The sequence below is a fragment of the Bradyrhizobium sp. USDA 4011 genome, from assembly GCF_054063415.1.
Genome location: NZ_JBSSGG010000001.1, coordinates 3,686,132 through 3,712,269, shown reverse-complemented (window position 1 = coordinate 3,712,269; position 26,138 = coordinate 3,686,132). Strand labels below are relative to the sequence as shown.

Below are 26,138 nucleotides of genomic sequence, written 5' to 3'. Positions count from 1 at the left end.
AGAGAAGACCTCAGATGAAGCTGCTGTTCCTCGCGCTCGCCTTCGTGCTCGGCATCGCTACGGCTGCAGACGCCGCCGACTATGCCGGTTCGATCAGTGCCTACCGGCGCGCCAACCATATGCCCGCGGTGAAGCTCGACGCGAAGCTGAACGCGATGGCGCTGAAGCAGGCGCAGGCGATGTCGGCGACCGGATCGGTCAGCCACTCCGCGGGCGGCAGCTTCTTCACCCGCATCGCGCCGCTGAAGAAGCAGCGCGCCGCCGAAAATATCGGAGCCGGCTTCATCGCCTTCGCCGAGATGCTGAAGCAGTGGGAGAACTCGGCGGGGCATCGCGAGAATCTCTTGATGCCGGGCGCGAAGCGCGTGGGGGTGGCCTTCGTCAACAATCCGAAGTCGCCGTACCGCAGGTTCTGGGCGATGGTGATTACCGATTGACGTCGGTTCGCTTCGCAACCTTGGTCGGCGGCGGCGATGCCGGCGTGAAAAGTTTCTTCAGGCCGTCCAATCCTTCGGAAAGCCTCGGCCATTCGCAGGAGAACGTGCCCTTCACGCAACTCGCCGCCTGCGGGCGCACCCTGGGAAGCGGGGCGCCAGCAACGCGCGGCTTGACCGGGCGTGCGACCGGGACCGGGACTTTCGCCGGCTCGCTGTGCACTGGCTCGCTGTGCAATGGCTCGCTGTGCAGTGACGCCTGCTGAAGCTGCGGCGGGCGCGCTTGCTGCTTTTCCTGGCGCTCGAGCTGCTTGGCATTGAACGCCGCGACGATGCTCGATCGGCGCTCCTTCTCGAGATAGCCGGTATATTCCTGATCGATCTTCTTCTGCTCGTCCGGCGTCGGATTGGGGCCGGCGATGTCGAAGCTGCGATCCTGCATGAAGTCGTAATAGGTGTAGCCGCCGCCGGGCTTGCGGCGTCCGGCAAACTTGGCATTGCAGTCGGCGAGTTGCGCGGTCTTGTCTTCCCTGGACTTCGCCTTCTCGGCGAGGTCGGCGCAATCCTCAAAATCCTTCGGCGCGCTGCGCCACCATTGCGCGTGCGCGCTCAACGGCGCCAGCGCGAACGCGGCGACAAAAGCGGCAACAGCCAACGTCGATGATCGTGACGGCATCACGGACATTGCAACCAAATCCGAACGAAACAGAGTGAGCAGATTGTCGCCATTTTAGTGACCCTTGTCACCTGGAACCGGACGATTTCCCTGATCATTTAAGTTGCAGACCAGCCCTTTGGCCTGATCGAGTAGTCGCTGTAAGCAATTGCAATGTATCAAGAATTCTTGCCGCAACGGCGCGGCGGTAATTGGAACAATTCGCCTCGAATAGTTCATTTCACTCTATGCAGCAATGCGACGAGTTCCGCCTGCCGATGCGTGCCGGTCTTCTGGAAAATCGTCTTGAGCTGATTGCGCGCGGTGGCAAGGGCAATGCCGGCTTCCCGTGCGGCCGCCTCGATCGAATCACCGCGCGCAAGTCGCGTGGCGAGGCGCGCCTGCGCCGGCGTCAGCTCGAACGCCGCCGCCAACAGCGCCTGATCGAATGCGGCGTTGCCCTCGAGATCGCGGATCAACAGGATCGCGCGCGCGCCCAGGAACGGGGAGCGTGCGGCGGGAGGCACCGGCTGCATCTGGATCACGATCGGCCGCTTGTCGATCCTGCGCACCACGATCGGCGATGTCGGGAGCGGGTGCAGGTCCGAGCTGTGGGCCAGCAGATCGATCAGCCTGGTCAGATCGGCATTGGCCTGCCGGTCGAGCAAAGTGAGGCGGTTGTTGCGGATCGCAAGTTCATGGCCGAGGCAGGCTTCCGCCTGGCCGTTCATGCCGATGACGGCGCCGAAGCGGCCGACGGCAATCGCCGCGACCTGAATCAGGTCGAGCGCACTGGTGATGCCCGTGATTGCGGAGCGGCCGACGACGGTGGACAGCGTCGCGGCTTCGGTGAGCCGCGCCGACACGCGCGAGAGCGCCTTGACCTCGTCGGCGTCGAACATGCCTTCCTTCGGCGTGCGCTGGATCGTCAATCCCCACAACGCAGGGCCGGAGCGGAAGCCGATAGCGGCAAACCATTTCAGCCCGAACTCGCCGAGCGACGTGTAGAGGGGGTCGCGCAGCATCTCGGTTTCGCCGCCGAACAGGTCGGCATCGGTGATGACGTTGGTGCCGGCGAGCATCAGCGGCACGCCACGCGCGGCGCGAATGTCGGTGAGATGAAGATTCTGCGGGAAGTAGGTCTTGGTGAAATAGTCGGTGATCGATTGCGTGCGCGGAATGTCTTCGGTGCGGATATCGCTCTGAAGCATCGCAGCCCCGGTCGCGCCGACGGCCGCGCAGACCTCGTCCATGAAGGACGGCCAGGTCGCGGGATCGAGAACGACGTCGCCAAGGCGCGCGGTCACGTCGTCCAGCCTGTGCACGTCGACCAAAGGTCAGCTCCGCCTGGTGCAGATTTTGTTGTTTTGCAGGACGAAACAGGTCGGACCTGTTTCGCCCGCTACCGTGCATAAGAAAGCCCGGACCGCCAAATATGCAAGTTAAATCAGCGGCGCGCCCGAGGGCCGGGCCCGCAAACTCTGGCAAACATGATCGAAAATCGGCGAGTGGCGCGAGCCCGCCGTTACAGCAAATGCAGATCCCGGCGGCGATCGGCCTCGGTCAGCGCCACGCGGCAGAAGCTGGCGGCGATCGCGACGACGTCCTCGACGGCTTGCGGATATTGCTTCGAGACCCAGCGCAGCGCGATCGAGATGACCGCGCCGACCATGCCGATCGAGAGCAGCGTGGCAGCGGCGGCCTTGTCGCCGTGTTGCCGATCAGGCGTCGGCGGCACCAGGATGTCGCTGAAGACGCGCAGCGCGTCGAGCTTGACGGCATCGACCGCCGGACTGATGCCTGAAATCTCCAGCAGGAAGACCCGCGCGGGCTTCGGGTGCTCCTTCAAACGGGTGAAATACAGCGTCAGTGCGGCGCGCAGCCTCATCTCGGCATCGCCGCCGGCGGCCGCCGCGGCAGCCGTCATCTCCTCGTGGAGGTGGCCGACGACATGGTTGTAGGCGGCGATCAGCAGGGCTTCGCTGTTGGAAAAGGATTCGTAGAAATAGCGTTCGGTGAGCTCGGCCGCCTCGCAGATCGCCTTCACGGTGGCGCCGCGATAGCCGACCTCGCCATAGACCTCGATCGCCGCATCGATCAGCTTCAGCCGCCGCTCGGCGCGGCGTTCCTCGGCGTCCATACCGCCATAGAGGCGGGCTTTCCGGCTGCTTGCCATGAAAAGTATATTGACACGAGCCATTGTCAGATGTCAAGTTATCTGACAATACGAATTGTCAATTGTGCCGCGGGAGGGTCAGGGCATGTCTGCTCATTTCGACGTGTTGATCGTGGGTGCCGGGCTGTCGGGCATCGGTGCCGGCTATCATCTGCAGACCAACTGCCCGGACCGCAGCTACGCCATTCTCGAAGGCCGCGATTGCATCGGCGGGACCTGGGACCTGTTTCGCTATCCCGGCATCCGTTCCGACTCCGACATGTACACGCTCGGCTATTCGTTCCGGCCCTGGACCGAGCCGAAGGCGATCGCCGACGGCCCGTCGATCCTGAATTATGTGCGCGAGACCGCGCGCGTGTACGGCATCGACAAGAACATCCGCTTCAACCACCGCGTCGTGCGCGCCGACTGGTCATCGGCCGACTCGCAATGGACGGTCGAAGTGGAGCGCGGGCCGGAGCAGACGATCGAGCGTCTCACCTGCAACTTCCTGTTCATGTGCAGCGGCTACTACAAGTATGAGCACGGCTACACGCCTGACTTCCCCGGCATCGCCGATTTCGCCGGCCGCGTCGTCCATCCGCAGAAGTGGACCGATGACATCGACTATGCCGGCAAGAAGGTGGTGGTGATCGGCAGCGGCGCGACCGCGGTGACGCTGGTCCCGGAAATGGCCAAGACCGCCGCGCATGTCACGATGCTGCAGCGTTCGCCGACCTATGTCGTGGCGCGGCCCGACGAGGACAAGGTCGCCAACTGGCTGCGGGCGCGGCTGCCGGCAAAACTCGCTTACGGCCTCACGCGCTGGAAGAACGTGCTGTTCGGCATGTATTTCTACCGGCTCTGCAAGCGCGATCCGGAGCGCGTGAAGAAGCTGATCCTCGGCGGCGTGCGCCATGCGCTCGGCCCCGACTACGACGTCGCCACCCATTTCACGCCGAGCTACAATCCGTGGGACCAGCGGCTCTGCCTGGTGCCGAACGGCGATCTGTTTCAATCGCTGCGCAGCGGCGGCTCGTCTGTCGTCACCGACCAGATCGAGACCTTCACGCCCGGCGGCATCAAGCTCAAGAGCGGCAATGTGCTCGAGGCCGATGTCGTGGTGACCGCGACCGGCCTCGATCTGCAGGTGCTCGGCGGGCTCGAGATCAAGGTCGACGGCGCGAGCGTCGATCTGTCGAAGACCATGAACTACAAGGGGCTGATGTATTCGGGCGTGCCGAACCTTGCCGCGGCGTTCGGTTACACCAACGCGTCCTGGACGCTGAAATGCGACCTGACCTGCGAATATGTCTGCCGCATGCTCAACCACATGAAGGCGAACGGCTACGCGCAAGTGACGCCGCGGCGGAACGATCCGACCGTGACCGAACTGCCCTGGGTGGATTTCTCCTCGGGCTATATCCAGCGCGCCGCCGCCAGGTTCCCCAAACAGGGCTCGCGCCGCCCGTGGCGGCTCTACCAGAACTATGCGCTCGATATCATGACGCTGCGTTTCGGCTCGCTGAAGGATGAGGCGATCGAGTTTCTGCCGGCACGCCGGGCCAACTCGGCGAATGCTGCCGCGAATCCGGCCCGGCAAGTGGCGTAACGCGCGTAGCGCCGAACATTGCGCAACTTCGCACGCGCCTCGAGCAACGGTTCTGATTGGATCAGAACCGCTGATCTAGCTTCTTGTTTTGACGCGTTTTCTTCACGCGAACCGGTGCCCACTTCGCTCGAAACACGCTCTGGTGTGGCGCGGGCTGGCGATCATTCGGCACCTCTGCTATGGGATGGCGGCGCCCGCATGCTTCGGCTAGCGGGCGGTGCGGTCCCGTAGCTCAGCCGGATAGAGCGACGGTTTCCTAAACCGTAGGTCGGAAGTTCGAGTCTTCCCGGGATCGCCATTTCCAGTTCCGGCGGGCGCGTTGGCGACATCCCTGAGCGCGCCGGGCTGCACGCCCATGTGTCCGGATATCTCCCGGCCCGGCTGCGACTTTCGCTGGAGCTCCGTCGGCGGCAGTGATAACGGCTGGGAAAACCATCTCATGACGGGCCGCATGCCGAAACCTCCATCTCCTTCCCATCGCGGGCCCAGCCCGTCCCCGGCTCTGCAACGCGCCATGGTCGCGTTGCAGATGGGGCAAGTCGTCGACGCCGAGCGGCTGGCGGCGGAGGTGTTGAAGGCAAACCGGACCGATGTCGGCGCGGCCTCGATCCTGGCACGGGCGCTGATGGCCCAGAACCGCAATGAGGAGGCGATCGCGCCGCTCGAACGGATAGCGCGCCGCGTTGAGGATCCCGGCCTCGAGACCCTGCTCGGCGCGGCGCTCGCCGGAGCCGGTCGGCGCAACGAGGCGATCGATTTGTTGCGGCGAACCGCCGCGCGGCGGCCACCGTTCCTGCCTGCATTCCAGGGGCTGGCAGGGCAATTGGGCGCGGCCGGCCGCATCGACGAGGCGGTTGCCGTCATTGAGAGCGCGCTTGCTTTCGCGCCCGGCAGCGTCGAGTTGCTGCTCTTGCTCGCGCAGCTGCTGCCCCATCGCAATGAGCGCGGCCGCGCGCGAGAGATTCTGGAGCAGCTGCGCACCGTGGCGCCGGGACATCCCGATATTCTGGCCGCGCTCGCGCGCGTGCTGCTGCTCGACGGCGAATACGCGGCTGCGGCGGATCTCTACCGTCAAGTGCTGGCGCAGCGCCCCGACGACCCGCTGACGCGGACCAGCTTCTCCGCCTGTCTTCTGGAGATGGGCGACCGCGCTGCCGGCGAAGCCAATCTGCGTCTGGCGCTGCGCGGCAGGCCGCAAATGATCGGCCGCACGGCGTCAGCGCTGGCCATGGCATCGCATGGCCGCTTCTTCTTCCGTCCGAGCGCGGTCGCGAAATTTCTGAGCTAGCCAAAGCTCGGGCAACTCACGTCGCGAGACTGTGGGTGTATGATTCACAAGCGGTGCAACACACTCGGTGTCGTCCCTGCGCAAACCACAGCTAGTCATTGTTGTGCGATCGTGGAATGACGAGTCCCGTTCACAATTCGGGCCGCGGCGTGTGGGTCCCTGCTTGCGCAGGGACGACGAATGGAGGAGCCGCCCCGAACGCGGCCACGCCCGCTCGCTCTACGTCCGAAACTGGCGGCGATAGAGTCCAGGCTCGCGGGCCATTCTGTTGGACAGTTCCTGTGCGCGCGACGTTTCATCCGGCGTCATCGCCGCGGTCTGCGCGGCCCAGTTTTCTCGCTTCACCGGGAAGCATTGCGCAACCGGCGTGCCCTTGGGCAAGGTGCCGCTGAAATTGGTGTCGTGCCAGCGCGCCGGGAAATGAATCCAGCTGTCGTGAAACTGATCGCAATCGACCATGCCGGTCAGCGTGGTGAACGGCAGGTCGAACCGGTTGACCGGATGCGTGAAGAACAGCGAGTAGCCCGCCGGCGCCTCGATGGTCCACAGATTGACGAACTTGATGAGGAAGCGGTCCGGCTCGAACAGCGGCGAGCCGATCACCTGGCTTTCGTCGTGGAATCCGACCGGCGAGCGCGGGAATTCGAGCACGCCTCCGGATGGAAGATCGTTGTCCCATGTGATCTCGCCATTCTCGATCTTGAGATCGCAGACCAGCGGCATCAGGAAACCCGACGTCATCGCATCGACGAATGGCGGGCAGCGTTTGACGGTATCCTCCTCGCGATTGCTCATCGCATTGAAGGCCTGCGTCGGCATCGCCTTGAGCCATCCGGGAAGGCCCAATGACGCGGGCACCGGTGGCGGAATCTTGCCCTCGAGCTCCGCCGGGCAGCGGAATTTGATGGTCATCGCTTCGTTGGTGTTGGACACGGCTTCGGCCCTTGGTTCGTTCACTGTTGGCAGCGCCCTTGCGCCAGTCGAGGCTGATCTAGCACGCGATGACGGGTCGGAGAAAGCAGCCGCATCAGTCGCAGGCCGATCGCGGCATGGAGCCATAAGTTGTTGTTATCATGATGGATAAGAGAAATGCTGCTTTCCGCGTCTTTCCGCTCGCGGGTGCCGGACCTTGCCGATAGGCATTGGCATTCGACACCCGTCGGGCGCATCATGGCCAGCGTCGCTGACGACAAGGTTTGCGAGAGCAATGGAGGGACCGATGGCCGAATCGAAGGTTGAGACCGCCAACACTGCAGGCGCCGCGCCACCCTCCGGCGAGAGCGGCGGCCCCAGCCATCTCGCGGTCGCGACCGTTCGCAGCGTGTCGATCGGGCAGGCGGAGTCCCGCACCGAGCACGATTTGCTCGGCGAAGCCGACGTGCCGGCCAATGCGCTGTGGGGCATCCACACCAAGCGCGCGGTGATGAACTTTCCGATCACCGGCGTGCCGGTCGGCCACTTTCCGGAATTCGTTCGCGCGCTGGCGCTGGTCAAGCAGGCCGCCGCGCGTGCCAACAAGCGGCTCGGCTATCTCGCGACCGAGAAGGCGGACGCGATCGAGGCGGCCTGCACTCAGGTTGCGACCGAAAGGGTCTATGCCGAGTCCTTCGTCGTCGATGCGATCCAGGGCGGCGCCGGGACCTCGACCAACATGAACGCCAACGAGGTGATCGCCAACGTCGCTCTGCGGCTGATGGGACGCAAGCCCGGCGACTATCACACGCTGCATCCGAACGACGACGTCAACATGGCGCAGTCGACCAACGACGCCTATCCGACCGCGCTGCGGCTCGCGGTGATCTTTGCCACCCAGCCGCTGGTGCGCGCGCTCGATGACCTTGCCTATGCCTTCAAGGGCAAGGCGGTGGAGTTCGCCGATGTCCTGAAGATGGGCCGCACCCAGCTTCAGGATGCGGTGCCGATGACACTCGGCCAGGAATTCGACGCCTTCCACGCCACCGTGAAGGAGGACGTCGCCCGGCTGAACGAGATCTCCAGCCTGTTCCGCGAGGTCAATCTCGGCGCCACCGCGATCGGCACCGGCATCAATGCCGATCCGCGCTATGCGGCGCTGGCGGTCGAGGAGCTGTCGCGGTTGTCGGGCCAGCCCATGGTGCTGGCTTCGAACCTGATCGAGGCGACCTCCGACCTCGGTGCCTTTGTGCTGTTCTCCGGCGTGCTGAAACGCGTCGCGGTGAAGGTGTCGAAGATCTGCAACGACCTCCGCCTGCTGTCGTCGGGGCCGCGGACCGGCATCGGCGAGATCAGGCTGCCCGCGGTGCAGGCCGGCTCGTCGATCATGCCCGGCAAGGTCAACCCGGTGATTCCGGAGGTGGTCAACCAGGTCGCCTTCCTCGTGATCGGGCACGATCTCACGGTGACGATGTGCGCCGAGGGCGGCCAGCTCCAGCTCAACGCGTTCGAGCCGACCATCGGCTATTGCGTGCTGAGCTCGCTGCGCATGCTGACGGCGGCGATTGATACGCTGACCAAGCGCTGCGTCGACGGCATTGAGGCCGACCGCGAGCGTTGCCGCAGCCTGGTGCAGGGCTCGATCGGCCTGATCACGGCGCTAGCGCCGGCGCTCGGCTATGAGGCCTCATCGCGCGTGGCGCGCCGCGCGCTGAAGGAGAACCGCTCGGTCGCCGACATCGTGCTGGAGGAAAAGCTCCTGACCGAGGATCAACTCAACCAGCTGCTCGAGCTCGAAGCCATGACCCGCCCGGCGCGCCGTCAGCCCGTGCCGAAGTTGAAGGAGTGAGCAGAGCAAGAGGTCCACTCGTCATGGCCGGGACAGAGACGGGCGGAAGCGAGGCCGTCCTTCAGGCGACCATGCTCGGGCACGACGAGCGGTTGATCTATGACGCGAGTGCTACAGCGTCTTGATGAACTCGATCAAGGCGCGGCGCTCGTCTTCCTTCAGCTCCGGCCCGATCACGCCGAGGCGCTTCTCGTTCGAGAATTCGTGCCCGGAATTGCTGTTGCCGCGTTTGCTGGTGTCGAGCACGAAGGCGTTCTTGATGTTGTCTTTCCAGACATGGCCGAGATCCTTGGGGTCATACTCTCGGTTGCCGAGGTAGAAGGTCGAGGGACGATCCTTCACCGGCGACAGCAGCGCGTAGATGGACGGCACCGATCCGTTATGCAGATAGGGCGGGGTCGCCCAGATGCCGTTGAGCGGCCGGACCTTGTAGGCGAGCGGCGCCTGGATATCGTTCGGCCGGTAGCCGTTGATGCGCTTGCGATCCTCCGGCGGGGTCTTGTTCTGGTCGTACCAGTAGTCGACGGTCTTCTCGACCAATTCGCCGAGCGCCGGTCCGAAACCACCGTCCTTGATGTTCAGATTGGCGGGCGTCTCGACGGTGCGGCTCGCAAGGCCTTCGGCCTGCGCGCTGTCGGTGCCGATATGGCTGATCGGAATCATCTCGACGTCGAGCAGCGGCTGGCCGGCATCGTTCTTGACCCAGCGCTTCTTGTCCTTGAACAGCGCAAAGGCTTCGCTGGCAGGCAGCGCCTTGCTGTCGATCGCCGGGCCATGGCAGCCCTGACAATGCGTCTTGTAGAGCTCGCCGCCCTTCTTCGCGAGATCCATGTTGATCTGCCCCAGGATGCTCTCGGGCCATTTCGGCGACGCCAGGCCGCCGAAGCCCTTGTCCTCGCTCGGCGGCTCGCCGGCGATCATCCGCTCCATCTCGTGCAGCACGTCGATCCGCGCGCTGGATTTGAACAGGCCCCTGGACTCGTCGAGCAGATTGAGCTCGGCGCTGACGCCGAGCGCCTCACCGGCATTGCGCACCATCGGCTGCATGATCGAGCCGTCATACTGCACCCAGCTGAACCACGGCGCGTTCCAGATCCGCGGGAAATGCACCGGCGCCGAATGCGCGGCGTAGTTGTTCGGATTATTCAGATCGATCGAGAACACCTGGTTGCCGATCCGGTTCAGCGCGTCGAGCCGTGCATAGCCTTCCTCGACGCTGTTGGCGGCGACCTTCGTCTCCAGTGCGTTGATGTTGGCGTATTGCTTCAGCACGAGATCGAGCTGGCCGCGCAGCGCCATGCGCTCGTCGAGGCTGGCATCCTTGCCGAGAATCTCGTCGGCGAAGCGCGAGAAGCGGCCCGGCCAGAACCGCGTCAACAGCAGCGAGACGCCGACGCTCTTCTGGAATTCGAACAAATTGGTGTTGGCGGGCCCGCCGTCGATCACGATCTCGGTGCCGCGATAGCTGAAGCTTCCGGTGTGGCAGGCGGAGCAGGTCAGCCCGACCCCATTCATGTCGGCCTTGCTATGCGGGTTGCGCCAGGGCGCGCCGTTGGCATCCGCCATCGGGCCGCTCGGGGCAAAGCCGATCGGCAGTGCATCGGGGCTACCCGGAATCACGGTGTCGGGAATAAAGCCGAAGCGGCCGAGATAATTGGTCTCGCTGAGCCGCGGTGCCGCAGTGAGCAGCGGCCAGACCGTCGGCTGCTCCAGCGCCATGAACCATTCAAGGGGAATGCCGAAAGTCCGCGTGCCCTGGTCCGCGTGATAGAACCAGCGCAGCCGTTCGGCGCTGACATTCTGATCCAGCCACACCGTCTTTGCCGGCGGCTGGTAGTCGACGACCTTGACGCGGAAGCCGCTCGCCACCGTCTCGATATCGTCCTTGAAGTAGAGGACGCCGGCGACAATCAGCAGCCCGATGAAGAAGATCGTCTTGCGAGGCATGCCCCGTCCCCCAATTCGCGGTACCCGCGCGTCATATTGATGAGATATTAAAAATCGTCGAAACAGGTTCGCGTTAAGCGTGTGATGCGCTGTGCGCGATCCTACAGTGGCGGCTGTTGGTCTAACAACGGAAATGTTGCAAAGGAAATGTTGGTTGGCTGTGAGCCAGTTCACTTGCGGCGTGCTCTCCCCGGCGGCATTTGCGCGCATGGACGCCGGCGGCTAGAAATGACGGAGCAACAATACTTCGAGATGTCATCTTGAACGCGCCAAGTGCACAACCGCTCACCATCACGGTCTCGCACGACAGCGCGGTGTCCGCACTGCTGCTACGCCCGGCGCAGGCCCGTAGCGCCTATGTGTTTGCGCACGGCGCCGGCGCCGGCATGACGCATCCGTCGATGGAGACGATTGCGGTCGGCCTCGCCGAGCGCGGCATCGCGACCTTGCGCTATCAGTTTCCCTACATGGAGAAGGGCAGCAAGCGGCCCGATCCGCCCGCCGTCGCGCAGGCGACGGTGCGTGCCGCGGTCGCGGAGGCCGCGCGCCGTTGCGGCGAACTGCCGCTGTTCGCCGGCGGCAAGTCGTTCGGCGGACGCATGACCTCGCAGGCGCAGGCCAAAGCGCTGCTCGCCGGCGTGCGCGGGCTGGTGTTCCTCGGCTTTCCCCTGCATCCCGCCGGCAAGCCGTCGCGCGAGCGCGCCAAGCACCTCGCCGAGGTCAAGGTCCCGATGCTGTTCCTGCAGGGCACGCGCGACGCGCTGGCGGAGCTCGATCTGCTCGAGCCGGTGGTGAAGGCGCTGGGCGCGCGTGCCACGCTGCAGTTGGTGCAGGAGGCGGATCACTCCTTCCATGTCCTGAAGCGCTCCGGCCGCGACGACCGCGAGGTGATGGCCGAGGTGCTCGATGGCTTCGCGGCCTGGGTCGCGAAGCATGCGTGAGCAGGCATTGCTTCGCAGGTCGGATGGAGCCAACCGGTCGCGCGAACGCGCGCCCGATGACAGGCTCCGCGAAATCCGGGGCAGACTTTTCCGCGTGTGACGCCGTGCCGGATTGCGCTTCGCTGCATCCGGGATACTAATCTCGACCCATGACCAGAATCCTGATCGTCAATCCCAATACCACCGCGGCGATGACCGCGACCATTGCCACCGCCGCGCGGGCGGTTGCCGCTGATGGCACCGAGATCGTGGCCGTCACATCATCGATGGGACCCGCCTCGATCGAGGGCTTCTACGACGAGGCGTTCGCCGTTCCCGGGCTGATCGAGGTGCTGCTGAAGACGTCGGACGCCGATGCCGGCATCGTCGCCTGCTTCGACGACACCGGGCTCGATGCCGCGCGGTCGGCGGCGCGTTACCCGGTGGTCGGCATCTGCGAGGCGGCGCTGGTTACGGCCGGACAGATCGCAAAGCGCATCGGCATTGTCACCACGTTGCCGCGCTCGATCGTGCCGCTCGAGGAACTGGTCCGCCGCTACGGCTTTGCTGACCGCGCAACGGTCACCGCCTGCGACGTCGCTGTGCTCGATCTGGAGAAGCCGGGGTCGGCCGCCAGGCCAAAGCTAGAGGCGGAGATCGCCCGCGCGCTGGAAAAGGGCGCCGACGCCATCGTGCTCGGCTGCGCCGGCATGGCCGATCTCGCGCATGAGCTGTCGGTGCAATTCGGCGTGCCTGTCGTGGACGGTGTGGCCGCCGCGGTGAAGCAGGCGGAAGCACTCGTCGGCCTCAAGCTCACGACGTCGCGCCGTGGCGCCTACGCCTCGCTGGGCGTGAAGAGATACACAGGTCTGCTCGAAGGATTCGCGCCAGGTCTCGGGGAATGACCTCGTCATTGCGAGGAGCGTAGCGACGAAGCAATCCATTTCTCGGCAAGTGGCGATATGGATTGCTTCGCTTCGCTCGCAATGACGGTGAGATCGTTATGATACCGCGCCGCCATAGATCCGGTCGCGCAGGCGGCGCATGCCGGACAGCCAGCGCTCGCGATTGGTGGCCTTGCGCTGCATGTATTCCTGCACCTGGGGATGCGAGAGGATCAGGAAGCGCTCCTCGGCCATCGCCTCGATCACCATCCGCGCCACTTCGCTGGGCTGCAGCACGCCGTCGACGCGCGCCGCGCTCGGGCCCGGCGTGGTCATCCCCGTCTGCACCGATTGCGGGCAGAGCACGGAGACTCGGATGCCGCGATCGCCATACTGGATGGCGAGATGTTCGGCGAGCGCGACCGCGGCATTCTTGGTCACGCCGTAAGGCATCGAGTTCAGCGAGGCCAGCAGCCCCGCCGCGGACGCCGTGTTGAGCAGATAGCCGGAGCCGCGCGCGAGCATGCCGGGCACCAGCGCGCGCGCCGCGAACACATGGCTCATCACATGCACGCGCCAGCTCACATCCCAGTCGGCATCGGACGCTGCTTCCTGTCCCTTGCGCGACAGCCCGGCATTGGAGAAGAACACGTCGACCGGGCCATACTTGTCCTCGGCCGCGGCGATCAGCGCCTTGACGTCCTCCTCGAGCCCGACATCGGCGGTAACCGCGAGCCCGTCGATGTCGCCGGCGACGCTGGCGAGCCGGTCGCGCGAGGTCTTGAGGTCGGCGACCACGACGCCGCGCGCGCCAGCCTCCGCATAGGCCCGCGCCACCGCTTCGCCGATCCCGCTCGCACCGCCGGTGACGACGCAGACCTGGTCCTTGACTTGCATGGTTCGATATCCCTGCTTGTTAGCGTCGTGGGGCGGATTGTCAGCTTTGATAGAGCGCCTTGTCACGCGCCTTCTGGATCGCGAGCGCGGCCATCAGGTCGAGCATCGGGGTCGGAAGGCCGGCCGCGCGGGCAAACGCCGCGGGCGCGCGCACCAGCACGTCGATCTCCATGGCGCGGCCGAGCTCGTAATCCTGCAGGATCGACGGCTTGTGATCCGGCGCCGGCCCTGAGCGGGTGACGCGCTTGACCTCGGGAATGTAGTGCGTCGCCACCGCATTGGCCTCGTCGAGCAGTCGCGGGATCACGTCCTGCATGTCGGGATCGTCGCGGACGCCGCGTGCGGTCAGCCCTGTCAGCAGGCAGAGCACCGACATCGACATGTTGGTCAATAGCTTCGACCAGATCGTCTCGCGGATCTCCCTGACCTCGGGCGATTCGATCGCGGCGTCATTAAGTGCCGCACGCAGAGTGGCGATGCGCTCGCTGCGGCGATCGTCGCATTCGCCGATCAAGAGGCGGTTGCGATCCGGCGACAGGTTCGCCGCAACCCCGGGCGCAACCACCTCATTGGAGGAGAAGATCACGCCGCCGATGATTCGCTCTTTCGGGACGGCGCTGCGCAAGCGCCCGCCGGGATCGAGGAAGCCGAGATCGGGGATCGCGGGATGCTGCGGCGGCAGGCCGAGATCGTACCACCAGGGAATGCCGTTCTGCGCGAACACGATTGCGGTGTCGCGTCCGAGCAGTGGCAACAGCCCGGTTGCGAGCGCGCCGACGCCGGTGGCCTTCAGCGTGCTGATGACGACGTCCTGCGGCCCGAGCTCGGCAGGATCGGCCGACGCCTTCACCTTCGCGCTCACGCTGCTGTCGCCCACCTTCAGCGTCAAGCCGTTGGACTGGACCGCGTCGAGATGCGGGCCGCGCATCACGCAGGACACATCGTGGCCGGCGCGTGACAGCCGGACTGCGAAATGGCTGCCGACGGCGCCCGCGCCGAAAATGCAAATACGCATGGGTGGAACAAGTCCTTGCAACGTGCCGTGTCAGTTTCCACAAGCGCGGGGCATTGCGCAACCCGCCATGCATGCGGCGCGGCCGCGCGCGCTCGGAAAGTGATGGATCAAGCCAGCTCCTCTCGCCATAGTGCAAGGCAAGAGCAATGCCGAACGAGGGAGAACGTCATGTCGGCCAGCCCAGTCCTGTGGAGCCTCGATGCGAGCGGGGTCGCGACCGTCACGCTGAACAGGCCCGAGGTCAACAACGCCTATGACGGCGCGCTGATTGCGGGCGTGCTGGCCGCGATCGACGATCTCTCGACCAAGCCGGTGCGCGTCGTCGTGCTGAACGGCAACGGCAAGCATTTCCAGGCCGGCGCCGACCTGAAATGGATCAACGGTGTGCGGCCGAAATCGGCAGAGGAGAACGAGGCGGCCTCGCGTGCCACCTTCGAGGCGGTGCAGCGCCTCAACACGCTGCCGGTCCCGACCGTGGCGCTGGTGCAGGGCGGCTGTTTCGGCGGCGGCACCGGCGTGATCTCAGCCTGCGATATCGTGATCGCGGCCGATAACGCGCTGTTCTCGATCACCGAGGTGCGCTGGGGCCTGACCGCCGCGATCATCATCCCGCAGCTCTGCGATGCCATCGGCGTCCGCCAGGTACGCCGCTACGCGCTGACCGGCGAACGTTTCGGCGCCGAGGATGCGCGGCGCATCGGCCTCGTGCACGAGGTGGTGCCGCTTGCCGATCTCGAGAGCGCCGGCGCCAAGGTCGTGGAGCAGCTGCTCGGCAACGCGCCGGATGCGATGGCCGAAACAAAGAAGCTGGCGATGGAGAGCTCATTCGGCGGCATGGGCGTCGACGATGAGGCCTACAAGCGCCTCGTGCAGCTGCACTCGGCGAAGCGGCAGACCGCCGAGGCCGCCGAAGGGCTTGCGTCCTTTGCCGAGAAGCGTGCGGGCCGCTGGGGTAGCGGCGCGGCATAAGCTCGGCCGCTCAGCTCAACAGCCGCGGCAGATGCCACGCATGCTGCGATAGACCTCTTCGTCGTCGCGGTGCATCTGCTGCAGCGATTCGAATGTCCTGGATTCGCTCGACTGGGTGATCGTCGGCTCGGGCTTGCGCTTGGCCGCCAGCTCCTGCTCCTGGCGATGGTAGCAGGCTTCGCGTTCCGGCTTGGCCTCGATGAACCGGCAGGTCTCGATCGCCGCCGCGGGCCTGGCGGCGATGATGAGGCCAAGCGATACTGAGATCAGGAGTTTCAAAGCGGGCAATCCTTATCCGTCCTTGTCTCAGGTCGGCGTGCAAGGGGCAAGACTGCCGCCAGGTCAAAGCGATTGCGACAGCGACTTTTTCAACGTCTTCAGCAGCGCCTGCACCGCGGCGGCATTGATGCGGCGCTCCGGAACGGCGGCCTTCACCCACAGTTCCGGGATCGGAAAGTCCGTCAGCACCGGCTGCAACGCACCGTCGCGCAGCGCGTCCGGGACCAGATAATGCGACAGCAGCGCGATGCCGTTGCCGGCGATCGCGCTTTGCGTCAGCACACGGCCTTCGTTCGACGAGAGAATCGGGCGCACCTGGACATTGATACGGCCGCGCGGTCCCTCGAACGGCCATTCCGGTCCGGTCGGCAGGAAGCTGAGGCAGCGGTGATCGACCAGGTCGCGCGGATGTTTCGGCGTGCCGTGCTTCTTCAAATACGCCGATGAGGCGCACAACAGCCGCGGCAGCCGGCACAACGGCTCGTCGACGACGCCGCCGAAGGAATGCGGGAAGGCGCCGATCGCGATGTCAAAACCTTCGGTCACCGGATCGACCGGGCGGTCGATCATCACGATCTCGAGCTTCACGCTTCTGTTCTGTTTCTGGAAGACCGTGAAGGCATCGGCGAGCCGCGCGACCGTCAGCGAGGTCGGCGCCTTGACGCGCAGATGATCGGTGAGATCGCGCTGCTTCTCGCCCATCCGCGACAGGAGATCACCGACATCGGCAACGACGCCGGGGGCGCGATGCACATATTGCTGCCCGGCTTCGGTCAGCCGCAATTGGCGGGTCGAGCGGTGGAACAGCGCGGTGCCGATCCGCTCCTCGAGCTGGGTGACGCGCTTGGCGACGACCGACGTCGCGACGTTGAGCTTGCGCGCCGCGGCGGAGAAGCCGCCGGCGTCGGCGGTGGCGAGGAAGGCTTCGAGATTGACCAGCGTGTCCATCTGCTCTTCCCAAGAGCCTTTCTCGATTCGCGAAAGCTGATTACATAATTTGGTGGATTGTACTGCAATCCGCATCAATTCATAGTTGGCCCAATCAACTTTGTTCAGGGCGGAAATGATGCGAGCGAGCACGATCGAAGAACCTGCGCGGCAGGTCCCGGTCTATGGCGAATATGACGTGGTGGTGCTTGGCGGCGGCCCGGCCGGCATCGCCGCAGCCGTCGGCGCGGCGCGCGCCGGGCGGCGGACCCTCTTGATCGAGCGCTACGGCTTTCTCGGCGGCATGGGCACCGCGGCGGGCGTGACCAATTTCTGCGGGCTGCACGCCAACATTTTCGGCGAGATGCATCGGGTGGTACAGGGCATCGCCTCCGACCTGCTGGCGCGGATCGACCGGCTCGGCGGGTTGAACGCGCCGCACCTGATCCTCGGCAAGATCCTTGCGCAGGCCTATGACACCGCGGCCTACAAGATCGCGGCCGACGATCTGCTGGCGCATCACAGGGTCGATATCCTGTTCCACGCGCTCGGCGCCGGCGTCGTGATGGACGGCGCGCACATTCGCGCGCTGATGGTGGAAACCAAGGCCGGCCGGCAGGCCGTGCGGGCCGGCATCTTCATCGACTGCTCCGGGGACGGCGACCTCGCGGTGTGGGCGGGCGCGCCCTATGAGGTCGGCGACAACGCCGGCGGCATGCTCTACCCCTCGATGATGTTCCGCCTCAACGGCATCGATCCGGCGAAGGCGGGCGATGCGTGGCGGACCATCCCGGCGCTGATGGCGCAGGCCGAGGCCGCCGGCACGCATAAATTCCCGCGCAAGTCCGCGATCGTGCGGCCGCAGAAATCGCAGATCGAATGGCGGGTGAATTTCACCCAGGTGACGCGAAGCGACGGCGGCGCCATCTCCGGCATCGACCCCGATGACATGACGCGCGGCGAGATCGAGGGCCGCCGCCAGGCAGTCGAGGCCTTTGCCTTCCTGCGCACGGTGCCCGGCTTCGAGAACTCCTACATCGTCGATCTGCCGCCGCAACTCGGCATCCGCGAGACGCGCCGCGTGATCGGCGGCTACATGCTGTCCGGCGAGGACGTGCTGGGCTGCGCCTCGTTCGAGGACTCGATCGGCGTCAATGGATGGCCGAAGGAGTCGCACGTGCCGGGCGACGTGATCTTCGAGTTTCCGCCGATCCCGGAAAGCCGCGGCTACAATGAGTTGCCGTATCGCATGCTGGTGCCTGATGGCGTCGACAATCTCTTGGTCGCCGGCCGCTGCGCCTCGATGACCCATGAGGGGCAATCGGCGGCGCGCGTCTCCGGTGCCTGCTTCGTGATGGGCGAGGCGGCGGGAACCGCGGCCGCGCTGGCCCTGTCGGGCAATACGATTCCGCGCGACATTTCCGTCGAAAAGTTGCAACAACAGCTTGGCAAGCAGGGTGCGTTCATCGGCCGCGATCAGGCCGTGCCCGAAGGACTCTAGTGCGTTTTCAAGCGAAGTGGATACCGGTTCGCGTGAAGAAGATGCGTCAAGACAGGAATCTGGAGCCCCGTTTCGATTTGATCGGAACGGAAATGGCTCCGGGCGGAGGACGGCAATGAAGGGTTGGGCGCGGCTCGCACTCGCGGGTCTCTTGGTGTGGGCCGCGAGTGGCGTCGCGCGGGCCGATGATCTCCTGAAGGCGAAGGTCGGCGTGTTGCGTCTGTCGTCCTCTGCGCCGGTGTTCATCGCGCAGGACAAGGGCTATTTCCGCGACGCCGGTCTCGATGTCGAGCTGAAGTTCTTTGACGCGGCTCAGCCGATTGCGGTCGCGACCACGTCGGGCGATGTCGATTTCGGCATCACGGCGTTCACCGCCGGGCTCTACAATCTCGCCGGCAAGGGCACGCTGAAGGTGATCGGCGGCATGAGCCGCGAGAAGGCCGGCTATCCGCTGATCGGCTATTTCGCCAGCAACAATGCCTATGCCGCGGGCCTCAAGGCCCCGAAAGATCTCGCCGGCAAGCGCGTTGCGGTGACCCAGGTCGGCTCCAGCTTCCACTATTCGCTCGGCCTGCTCGCCGACAAATACGGCTTCAAGTTGTCCGACGTGAGGATCGTGCCGTTGCAGTCGCTGTCGAACGCGGCCGCTGCGCTCAAGGGCGAAACCGTCGACGCGGCGCTGTTGCCGGTCTCGACCGCGCGGACGCTGATGGATTCGGGCGGCGCGAAATTCCTCGGCTGGGTCGGCGACGAGACGCCGTGGCAGTTGGGGGCCATCTTCGCTTCGCCGAAGACGCTGACCAACGCACCGTTGGTGACCAAGCTGCTCACCGCGCTCACCCGCGCCGACCACGAATACCACGACGTGATCCTCACGGCGATCAAGGACGGCGTGGTGCCGATCAACGAGAAAACAAAGCCGCTGCTCGAGATCATCGCCAAATACACCAATCTTCCGGTCGAGCAGGTGGTCGGCAACTGCGCCTATGTCGATCCCGACGGCAAACTCGACGTGAAGAACGTCGACAACCAGATCAAATGGCTGCAGGAGCAGGGCTTCGTGGACAGGGGCTTTGACGCCGGCACGATCATCGCCAAGGATTATGTGAAGGCGGATTGATGGTGGATCGCGCGCAAAACTCCATCACCGTCACCCCGAGGAGCCGCGCAGCGGTGTCTCGAAGGGTCGACGGTCCGGCTGCATCGGGGCCGTGCATCCTTCGAGACGCGCTTTGCGCTCCTCAGGATGACGGTTCGAGCTGGGAAAGCGGGGCAATATGGACCTGATCGCCGACCATATCAGCCATCGCTTCGGCGCGCTCGACGTGCTCGATGATGTCTCGTTCACAGTTCGCGCCGGCGAGATCGTCGCGATCGTCGGGCCGTCCGGCTGCGGCAAGAGCACGTTGCTGTCGATCCTCGGCGGCCTGCTGCGGCCGGCCGCGGGCGCCGCCGAGCTGCGCGGTGCGCCGCCGGCCGGCAGCCTCAATCCGTTGACTTTCGTGTTCCAGGATTTTGCTTTGCTGCCGTGGAATACGGTCGAGGAGAACGTCGCGTTTCCGCTGCTGCACGCGGCCTTGAGCGCCGGCGAGCGCCGCGTCGTGATCGACGATGCGCTGCGCCGTACCGGACTCCTGGACTTTCGCGCTGCCTATCCGAAGCAGCTGTCCGGCGGCATGCGCCAGCGCGTCGGCATCGCGCGTGCGCTCGCGGTTCGCCCGGCGATCCTGTTGATGGACGAGCCGCTGTCGGCACTGGATTCGCAGACCCGCGAGCTCCTGATGGAGGATTTCGTCGGCCTGCTCGCCGACGGCGCGATGGGCGCGGTCTATGTCACGCATAACCTCGAGGAAGCGGTGCGGCTCGCCGACCGTGTCGTGGTGCTGTCGCGCCGCCCCGGCCGCATCAGGGAGATCGTGACCATCCCGATGACGCGCGCCGAGCGCGGCGCGGCGGATGCCCGCGCGCGGATGGCCGCCTTGCAGGGCGAGTTATGGTCGCTGATCCGGAAAGAGGCAATCGATGCCGAGCGCGAGGTCCAGCATGCTTGAGCGCTCCCCACAGGAGACGAAGCCCCAATCGGCGGAAGCGACGCGGCCGGTCGCGTTTCGCGGCGCCGGCTTCACGCCTGGCGGCAGCCGCTATGCCGGCTGGATCGCGCTCGCGCTGGTCATCGCGGTCTGGCAGCTTGCCGGCAGCGCAGGCTGGGTCAATCCGCTGTTCCTGCCGGCACCGTCGGCGATCGCGGTTGCGATCACCAAGCTCGCGATGTCGGGGGCGCTGTGGCAGCACCTCTCCTGGTCGATCATGCGGATCGGCACCGGCTGGATCATCGGCACGGCAGCGGGCGTCATTGTCGGCTTCGCGATCGGGCTGTCGACCATGGCGCGCGGCGTCGGCATCACCTTCATCTCGGCGCTGTTCCCGATTCCGAAGATCGCGCTGCTGCCGCTGCTCATCCTGTGGCTCGGGATCGGCGAGGAGCCGAAGATCGCGACCATTGCGCTCGGGGTGTTCTTCTCGACCGCGATCTCGGTCTATAGCGGCGTCGATGCGGTGCCGCGCAATCTGATCCGGATGGCGCAAAGCTTCAACGTGCCGTTCCACGCCATCGTGCGCCGCGTGATCTGGCCGGGCGCGCTGCCCTCGATCCTCGCCGGCTTCCGCATCACCGCGTCGGTCGCGCTGTTGCTCGTCGTCAGCGCCGAGATGATCGGTGCGCAATACGGCATCGGCGCCTTCGTGCTGCAGGCCGGCAACCTGATGCAGACCGATCAGCTGCTCGCCGGCGTCGTGATCCTGTCGCTGTTCGGGCTTGCGGTGGGGAAGCTGATCAACCTGCTGGAGACGCGGCTGCTGCACTGGCGGTGAAGGCCGCGCTGTCGGCCACAACCCCGCTGTCGTCCCTGCGAAAGCAGGGACCCATAACCACAGGATGTCGTTGTTAGAAGAGGCTGTGGCTCCAGCACCTCGAACTACAAAACCCTGTGGTTATGGGTCCCGGGTCGCGCTTCCGCCTTCGCTCGTTGAGCTACGGCGGACAAGTCGCTTGCCCGGGACGACAGCATTACACTTTGCTGCGTCTCTTACGCGTTGCCCCTGTCCTCGCGGAACAGATCGAGCTTCTGCTGCACCGGGCGGTCGGAGAACGAGAACAGCACGGAGTCGGCATCGGCCTCATGGGTGACCCAGTGCCAGCTCGGCACCACGAACAAATCGCGCGGTCCCCATTCAAAAGTCTGGTCGCCGACCCGGGTGCGGCCCTTGCCCTCGATCGCGGCGAACACGGTGGCATCGGTTGACCGATAGCGCGCGGTCTTGAAGCCCTTCGGCAGCAGCTGGATGAAGGTGCCGATGGTCGGCATCGCAAAATCGCCGGTCTCGGGGTTGGAGAATTTCAGCTTGAGGCCGTGACAGGCGTCCCATTCGTCGCTCGCCCTGGCCTTCTCCAGCGCCTCGCGGGTGTATTCATAGGGATAGTTGAAGATCGGCGAGGTCTTCGAGGTCCGCTTCTGGTCGATCGGCAGCAGGTTGTGGCCGTAGCGCGCGAAGCTGGCGCCGGCCGGCTTGGAGATCGACTGCTGATCCTCCTTGGCGCCTTCGGCGAACGAGCAGTCGAAGAACTGCACCATCGGGATGTCGAGCCCGTCGAGCCAGAACATCGGCTCACTGGTTTCGTTGGAATGGTCATGCCAGGTCATCGACGGCGTGATGACGAAGTCGCCCGGCGACATCGCTGTGCGTTCGCCGTCGACGGCAGTGAAGGCACCCTTGCCCTCAAGCACGAAGCGCAGCGCGGACTGGGCGTGACGATGCGCGGGGGCGATGTCACCTGGCACCACCATCTGCACGCCGGCAAACAGCGAGGTCGTGATCTTGGACTGGCCGCGCAGCCCCGGATTTTCCAGCACCAGCACGCGGCGCTCGGCTTCCTTGGCCGTGATCAGCCTGCCGGCCTCGTTCATGTAATCGCGGATCTGGTCGAACTTCCACAGATGCGGACGGCAGGCGCTCCTTGGCTCCGGCGTGATCAGATCGTTCATCACGTTCCAGAGCGCCGAGAGGTTTTGGCCGTCGATCTTCTTGTAGAACGCCTCGCGCTCGGGGGTCTTCTGCACGGCTTCCATGGCAAGCCTCCCATCATTCTTGTCGGTTCAATTGATTGACAGTATACTTACAATATGGCTAGCGTCAACGAACCAAGCCAGTGAGGAAATGCAAGGGAGGTTCCGATGAAGCTGCATGGCTATTTCCGGAGCAGCGCGTCCTACCGGGTCCGGATCGCCCTTAACCTGAAAGGGCTGACTTCAGAGCATCTGCCGCATCATCTGCGCAAGGGCGAGCAATGCGCGCCGGCCTATCTCGCGATCAATCCGCAGGGGCTGGTGCCGACGCTGGAGAGCGATGCCGGCGCGATCCTCACCCAGTCGCTCGCGATCATCGAGTGGCTCGACGAGACCCATCCCAATCCGCCGCTGCTGCCGAAAGACCCGCTGCGTCGCGCCAAGGTGCGGGCGTTCGCGCAGGCGATCGCCTGCGACACCCACCCGGTACAGAATCTGAAGGTGCTGGCGCGGCTGCGTCAGCTCGGCCTGCCCGAGGAGCAGGTGACCGAGTGGGCGGCCTGGGCCAATCGCGAAGGCCTGTCGGCCTGCGAAACCCTGATCGCTGAGGAGGCCGGGCCGTTCTGCTTCGGCGATCGGCCGACGCTCGCCGATCTCTGTCTGGTGCCGCAGCTCGCCAATGCGCGGCGCTTCGGCGTCGACGTCTCAGCCTATCCGCGCCTCCTCAAGGCAGAGGCTGCGGCAAAGCAAGTCAAGGCGTTCGCCGACGCCGCCCCGGACAAGCAGCCCGATGCCGAATAGCAACCCAAGACCCGTCACCATGGACGCGGTCTACACCGCGCCCGGCTATCTGTTCCGGCGCATGCAGCAGATCGCGGTCGCGCTGTTCATCGAGGAGTGCAAGGCGTTCGACCTGACGCCGGTGCAGTATGCCGCGCTGGTCACGATCTCGACCCATCCCGGCATCGACGCCACCCGGCTCTCGGCGGTGATCGCGTTCGACCGCTCCACGCTCGGCAATGTGATCGAGCGGCTGCAGGCCAAGGAATACATCGTCCGCAAGCCGGCGCCGGAGGACAAGCGCATCAAGCTGCTCTACCTTACCAAGGCCGGCGCCGCGGTGCTCAACGACATCATGCCCTCGGTCGACAAGGCGCAGGCGCGGATGCTGCAGCCGCTGAAGCCGGCCGATCGCAAGACGCTTCTCTCGCTCTTGACCCAACTTGTCGACCTCAACAATGAGGCCTCGCGGGTGCCGCTGCGCGCCGAGGATGCGCTCGAACATCTGGGGAGGTCGGGCTGATGGCTGAGACGAGACCTGTCCTGATCGCAGGCGGCGGCATCGGTGGCCTCGCCGTCGCGCTCGGGCTCGCGCAGAAGGGCATTCGCTCCATCCTCTTGGAGAAGGCCGCCGTGCTCGGCGAGATCGGTGCCGGCATCCAGCTCGGGCCGAACGCGTTCCACGCCTTCGACTATCTCGGCGTCGGCGAGGCCGCGCGCGACATGGCGGTCTATATCGACCAGCTGCGGCTGATGGATGCGCTGACCGCCGATGAGATCACCCATATCGACCTCGGCGATACGTTTCGCGCGCGGTTCGGCAACCCCTATGCCGTGGTGCATCGCGGCGATCTGCACGGCGTGTTCCTGCGCGCCTGCCAGAATCACGAACTGATCGAGCTGCGCGTCTCCAGCGAGGTGACAGGCTACGAGCAGGATGGTTCGTCCGTGACCGCAAAGCTCGCCAGTGGCGAGCGCGTCACCGGGCGCCTGCTGATCGGCGCCGACGGCCTGTGGTCGAGCATCCGCAGGCAGGTGACGGCCGACGGACCGCCGCGCGTCTCCGGTCATACCACCTATCGCTCCGTGATCCCGACCGAGCAGATGCCGGAGGATCTGCGCTGGAATGCGGCGACGCTGTGGGCCGGTCCGAAATGCCACATCGTGCATTATCCGCTGTCGGGCTGGAAGGTGTTCAACCTCGTCGTCACCTATCACAACGATGCGCCGGAGCCCGTCGCCGGCAAGCCGGTCTCCGAGGACGAGGTGATGAGGGGCTTTACCCACGTCCACGAGCGGGCGCAGAGCATCATCCGCCACGGCACCAACTGGAAGCTCTGGGTGCTGTGCGACCGCGATCCCACCGAGCGCTGGATCGACGGCCGCGTGGTGCTGCTCGGCGACGCTGCGCATCCGATGCTGCAATATTTCGCGCAGGGCGCCTGCCAGGCGATGGAGGACGCGGTGTGCCTGTCGCACATGCTGGCCAATCACGACGAGCAGGCGGTCGCGCTGGATGCCTACCGTGCGCAACGCTTCCCGCGCACCGCCCGCGTGCAGCTGATGTCACGCGCGATCGGCGAGCACGTCTATCATCCCGCAGGTGACCACGCCCGCATCCGCAACGCGATCATGAGCGCCAAGTCGCAGGCCGAGTGGTGCGACGATATCGCATGGCTGTATGGCGGGACGGGGCTGGGTAGCTAGCTGCTCGATGTGAGATACGCGACACGCGCCACATTCCTGGTGTCGTCCCGGACAAGCGAAGCGCGATCCGGGACCCATAACCACCGATGGCTGTTGTCATAGCAGGCTGGGGCCCCAGCCTTCGCGCCACAAGTATTTGTGGTTGATGGTGTGGACGGCCCCCTACGGCATCAGTGTGCCAGAATGAGGTTGTTGCAAATCTCAGACATGGGAGCCGTCCGTGAACCAGATTATCCGCATTGGGATGGATACGTCGAAGCATATTTTTGTGCTGCATGGGGTTGATGCGTCCGAGCAGCCGGTCTTACGCAAGAAGCTTTCGCGCAAACTCGTGCTGGAGTTCTTCGCCAAATTGCCGCCGACGGTGATCGGGATGGAGGCCTGCGGGGCGTCGCAATATTGGGCGCGAGAGCTTTCCAGGCTGGGCCATGAGGTGAAGCTGATGGCACCGCAATTGGTGAAGCCCTACGTGATGCGGAACAAGAATGACGGGCGAGACGCAGAAGGCCTGTGTGAGGCGATGAGCCGGCCGAGCATGCGCTTTGTGCCGGTGAAAAGCGCCGAGCAGCAGGCTGCGCTGATGCTGATGGGGGTCCGCGACGGACTGATCGCCCGGCGCACCCAATTGACCAACACGATCCGCGGCCATGCGGCGGAGTATGGCCTGATCGCGCCCAAGGGGCTGGAGGCGATCGAACCGCTGCTGGCGCGGATCGCGCAGGACGAGACGCTTCCCGCTCTGGCGCGCGAGCTGTTTGCCATGCTGGGCCGGGAGTGCGTCAGGCTCGAGGACGAGTTGGAGGCGGTTGAGGCCAAGCTGATGGCCTGGCACCGCGGCGATGCCACGGGCCGGCGCCTGGCGCAGATTCCGTCGATCGGTCCGATCATTGCAACGATGCTGGTGATGAAGACACCTGATCCGGCCGCGTTCCGCTCAGGTCGTCACTTTGCGGCTTGGCTCGGCCTCACGCCCAAGGACCACTCCACCGCAGGCAAGACCAGGCTTGGCAAGATCACGCGGGCGGGCGATGAGGACCTGCGCCGTCTGCTGGTCGTCGGGGCCACGGCGGTGATCCAGCAGGCCAGGCGCGGACGCGGTCATCACTCGCGCTGGCTACTGGCGCTGATCAAGCGCAAGCCGCCGAAGCTTGCGGCCGTAGCGCTTGCCAACAAGGTGGCGCGCATCGCCTGGAAGCTGATGGTGACGGGTGAGAGTTATGACGCCGCACGGCTGAATGCCGCTACGACGGGTACCGCTTAACAGATTGGCCGGCCGGCGGGCTCGCTCGCCGACCGACCGACCGGAGCTGCAAGAGCAGATGGAGCGATCGATCGAGCAACGA

Annotated in this window: 25 protein-coding genes and 1 tRNA gene; 16 read left to right on the top strand and 10 right to left on the bottom strand. The window is 65.2% G+C overall.

Features of this window, described 5'->3' with window-relative positions; translation table 11 throughout:
* Nucleotides 1-14: 14 nt before the first annotated feature.
* Complete coding sequence (locus ACVW1C_RS17335) at nt 15-437, top strand: CAP domain-containing protein (protein WP_456759467.1); 423 nt, start codon at nt 15-17, stop codon at nt 435-437.
* Here the strand turns inward: ACVW1C_RS17335 and ACVW1C_RS17330 are convergent.
* The 3 genes from ACVW1C_RS17330 to ACVW1C_RS17320 all read right to left on the bottom strand — a co-directional run bounded on the left by ACVW1C_RS17330 (nt 427) and on the right by ACVW1C_RS17320 (nt 3,265).
* Nucleotides 427-1,110, bottom strand: a complete 684-nt coding sequence (locus ACVW1C_RS17330) for a hypothetical protein (protein ID WP_456763107.1) — start codon at nt 1,108-1,110, stop codon at nt 427-429. The two genes, ACVW1C_RS17335 and ACVW1C_RS17330, sit on opposite strands and share 11 nt — an antisense overlap.
* A 215-nt stretch (nt 1,111-1,325) precedes the next feature.
* The gene (locus ACVW1C_RS17325) at nt 1,326-2,423 is read right to left on the bottom strand and encodes a helix-turn-helix transcriptional regulator (protein WP_456759466.1); all 1,098 of its coding nucleotides are present in this window, start codon (nt 2,421-2,423) and stop codon (nt 1,326-1,328) included.
* A 191-nt stretch (nt 2,424-2,614) separates the two neighbouring features.
* Entirely contained in the window at nt 2,615-3,265 is a 651-nt protein-coding gene (locus tag ACVW1C_RS17320; protein ID WP_456759465.1) for a TetR/AcrR family transcriptional regulator, read from the bottom strand.
* A gap of 85 nt (nt 3,266-3,350) precedes the next feature.
* Here ACVW1C_RS17320 and ACVW1C_RS17315 point away from each other — a divergent pair, with 85 nt between their 5' ends.
* The 3 genes from ACVW1C_RS17315 (at nt 3,351) to ACVW1C_RS17305 (ending at nt 6,144) form a co-directional block, all read left to right on the top strand.
* Complete coding sequence (locus ACVW1C_RS17315) at nt 3,351-4,856, top strand: flavin-containing monooxygenase (RefSeq protein WP_456759464.1); 1,506 nt, start codon at nt 3,351-3,353, stop codon at nt 4,854-4,856.
* Between the two features lie 221 nt (nt 4,857-5,077).
* Nucleotides 5,078-5,154, top strand: a tRNA-Arg gene (locus tag ACVW1C_RS17310).
* A 216-nt stretch (nt 5,155-5,370) separates the two neighbouring features.
* The gene (locus tag ACVW1C_RS17305) at nt 5,371-6,144 is read left to right on the top strand and encodes a tetratricopeptide repeat protein (RefSeq protein ID WP_456759463.1); all 774 of its coding nucleotides are present in this window, start codon (nt 5,371-5,373) and stop codon (nt 6,142-6,144) included.
* Between the two features lie 219 nt (nt 6,145-6,363).
* On the opposite strand, the gene ACVW1C_RS17300 is transcribed toward ACVW1C_RS17305, so the two are convergent.
* Nucleotides 6,364-7,056 (bottom strand): hypothetical protein, encoded by a 693-nt coding sequence (locus tag ACVW1C_RS17300; RefSeq protein ID WP_456763106.1) that lies wholly within the window; start codon nt 7,054-7,056, stop codon nt 6,364-6,366.
* Between the two features lie 307 nt (nt 7,057-7,363).
* Between ACVW1C_RS17300 and ACVW1C_RS17295 the strand changes: the two genes are divergently transcribed.
* Complete coding sequence (locus ACVW1C_RS17295) at nt 7,364-8,905, top strand: aspartate ammonia-lyase (RefSeq protein WP_456759462.1); 1,542 nt, start codon at nt 7,364-7,366, stop codon at nt 8,903-8,905.
* Nucleotides 8,906-9,016: 111 nt separating this feature from the next.
* On the opposite strand, the gene ACVW1C_RS17290 is transcribed toward ACVW1C_RS17295, so the two are convergent.
* Nucleotides 9,017-10,852, bottom strand: a complete 1,836-nt coding sequence (locus ACVW1C_RS17290; RefSeq protein ID WP_456759461.1) for a di-heme-cytochrome C peroxidase — start codon at nt 10,850-10,852, stop codon at nt 9,017-9,019.
* A gap of 260 nt (nt 10,853-11,112) precedes the next feature.
* Here ACVW1C_RS17290 and ACVW1C_RS17285 point away from each other — a divergent pair, with 260 nt between their 5' ends.
* Together ACVW1C_RS17285 and ACVW1C_RS17280 are read left to right on the top strand one after the other, a co-directional pair.
* Entirely contained in the window at nt 11,113-11,793 is a 681-nt protein-coding gene (locus tag ACVW1C_RS17285) for an alpha/beta hydrolase family protein (protein ID WP_456759460.1), read from the top strand.
* A gap of 149 nt (nt 11,794-11,942) precedes the next feature.
* Complete coding sequence (locus ACVW1C_RS17280; protein WP_456759459.1) at nt 11,943-12,677, top strand: aspartate/glutamate racemase family protein; 735 nt, start codon at nt 11,943-11,945, stop codon at nt 12,675-12,677.
* 96 nt (nt 12,678-12,773) lie between these two features.
* On the opposite strand, the gene ACVW1C_RS17275 is transcribed toward ACVW1C_RS17280, so the two are convergent.
* Nucleotides 12,774-13,553 carry an SDR family oxidoreductase gene (locus ACVW1C_RS17275; RefSeq protein ID WP_456759458.1) on the bottom strand — a complete coding sequence of 260 codons (780 nt, stop codon included), beginning with the start codon at nt 13,551-13,553 and terminating at the stop codon, nt 12,774-12,776.
* A 40-nt stretch (nt 13,554-13,593) separates the two neighbouring features.
* The gene (locus ACVW1C_RS17270; protein ID WP_456759457.1) at nt 13,594-14,568 is read right to left on the bottom strand and encodes a ketopantoate reductase family protein; all 975 of its coding nucleotides are present in this window, start codon (nt 14,566-14,568) and stop codon (nt 13,594-13,596) included.
* A 168-nt stretch (nt 14,569-14,736) separates the two neighbouring features.
* On the opposite strand from ACVW1C_RS17270, the gene ACVW1C_RS17265 reads away from it, so the two are divergent.
* The gene (locus ACVW1C_RS17265) at nt 14,737-15,537 is read left to right on the top strand and encodes an enoyl-CoA hydratase-related protein (protein ID WP_456759456.1); all 801 of its coding nucleotides are present in this window, start codon (nt 14,737-14,739) and stop codon (nt 15,535-15,537) included.
* A 15-nt stretch (nt 15,538-15,552) separates the two neighbouring features.
* Here the strand turns inward: ACVW1C_RS17265 and ACVW1C_RS17260 are convergent, their stop codons facing one another.
* A complete protein-coding gene (locus ACVW1C_RS17260; RefSeq protein WP_456759455.1) occupies nt 15,553-15,816 on the bottom strand; it encodes a hypothetical protein in 264 nt (87 codons plus the stop codon).
* A gap of 63 nt (nt 15,817-15,879) precedes the next feature.
* Nucleotides 15,880-16,764, bottom strand: a complete 885-nt coding sequence (locus ACVW1C_RS17255; protein WP_456763105.1) for a LysR family transcriptional regulator — start codon at nt 16,762-16,764, stop codon at nt 15,880-15,882.
* Nucleotides 16,765-16,882: 118 nt separating this feature from the next.
* Here ACVW1C_RS17255 and ACVW1C_RS17250 point away from each other — a divergent pair, with 118 nt between their 5' ends.
* From ACVW1C_RS17250 to ACVW1C_RS17235, 4 genes are all read left to right on the top strand, one after another.
* A complete protein-coding gene (locus ACVW1C_RS17250) occupies nt 16,883-18,244 on the top strand; it encodes an FAD-dependent oxidoreductase (RefSeq protein ID WP_456759454.1) in 1,362 nt (453 codons plus the stop codon).
* A gap of 115 nt (nt 18,245-18,359) precedes the next feature.
* Nucleotides 18,360-19,364, top strand: a complete 1,005-nt coding sequence (locus tag ACVW1C_RS17245; RefSeq protein ID WP_456759453.1) for an ABC transporter substrate-binding protein — start codon at nt 18,360-18,362, stop codon at nt 19,362-19,364.
* A 157-nt stretch (nt 19,365-19,521) separates the two neighbouring features.
* A complete protein-coding gene (locus tag ACVW1C_RS17240; protein ID WP_456759452.1) occupies nt 19,522-20,295 on the top strand; it encodes an ABC transporter ATP-binding protein in 774 nt (257 codons plus the stop codon).
* Nucleotides 20,288-21,115: an ABC transporter permease gene (locus ACVW1C_RS17235; RefSeq protein ID WP_456759451.1), complete on the top strand. Its 828-nt coding sequence runs from the start codon at nt 20,288-20,290 to the stop codon at nt 21,113-21,115. Before ACVW1C_RS17240 ends, ACVW1C_RS17235 begins: the two co-directional genes overlap by 8 nt.
* A 215-nt stretch (nt 21,116-21,330) precedes the next feature.
* On the opposite strand, the gene gtdA is transcribed toward ACVW1C_RS17235, so the two are convergent.
* Nucleotides 21,331-22,371, bottom strand: coding sequence for a gentisate 1,2-dioxygenase (gtdA, locus tag ACVW1C_RS17230; RefSeq protein WP_456759450.1), 1,041 nt, complete (start codon nt 22,369-22,371; stop codon nt 21,331-21,333).
* Nucleotides 22,372-22,476: 105 nt separating this feature from the next.
* On the opposite strand from gtdA, the gene maiA reads away from it, so the two are divergent.
* The 4 genes from maiA (at nt 22,477) to ACVW1C_RS17210 (ending at nt 26,056) form a co-directional block, all read left to right on the top strand.
* Nucleotides 22,477-23,109 (top strand): maleylacetoacetate isomerase, encoded by a 633-nt coding sequence (gene maiA / locus ACVW1C_RS17225; protein ID WP_456759449.1) that lies wholly within the window; start codon nt 22,477-22,479, stop codon nt 23,107-23,109.
* Nucleotides 23,099-23,611 (top strand): MarR family winged helix-turn-helix transcriptional regulator, encoded by a 513-nt coding sequence (locus tag ACVW1C_RS17220; protein WP_456759448.1) that lies wholly within the window; start codon nt 23,099-23,101, stop codon nt 23,609-23,611. The genes maiA and ACVW1C_RS17220 overlap by 11 nt, the downstream gene beginning before the upstream one ends.
* Nucleotides 23,611-24,795, top strand: a complete 1,185-nt coding sequence (locus ACVW1C_RS17215) for a 3-hydroxybenzoate 6-monooxygenase (protein WP_456759447.1) — start codon at nt 23,611-23,613, stop codon at nt 24,793-24,795. Before ACVW1C_RS17220 ends, ACVW1C_RS17215 begins: the two co-directional genes overlap by 1 nt.
* Before the next feature lie 220 nt (nt 24,796-25,015).
* On the top strand, nt 25,016-26,056 hold the full coding sequence (locus tag ACVW1C_RS17210; RefSeq protein ID WP_456759367.1) for an IS110 family RNA-guided transposase: 1,041 nt from the start codon (nt 25,016-25,018) through the stop codon (nt 26,054-26,056).
* Nucleotides 26,057-26,138: the final 82 nt, after the last annotated feature.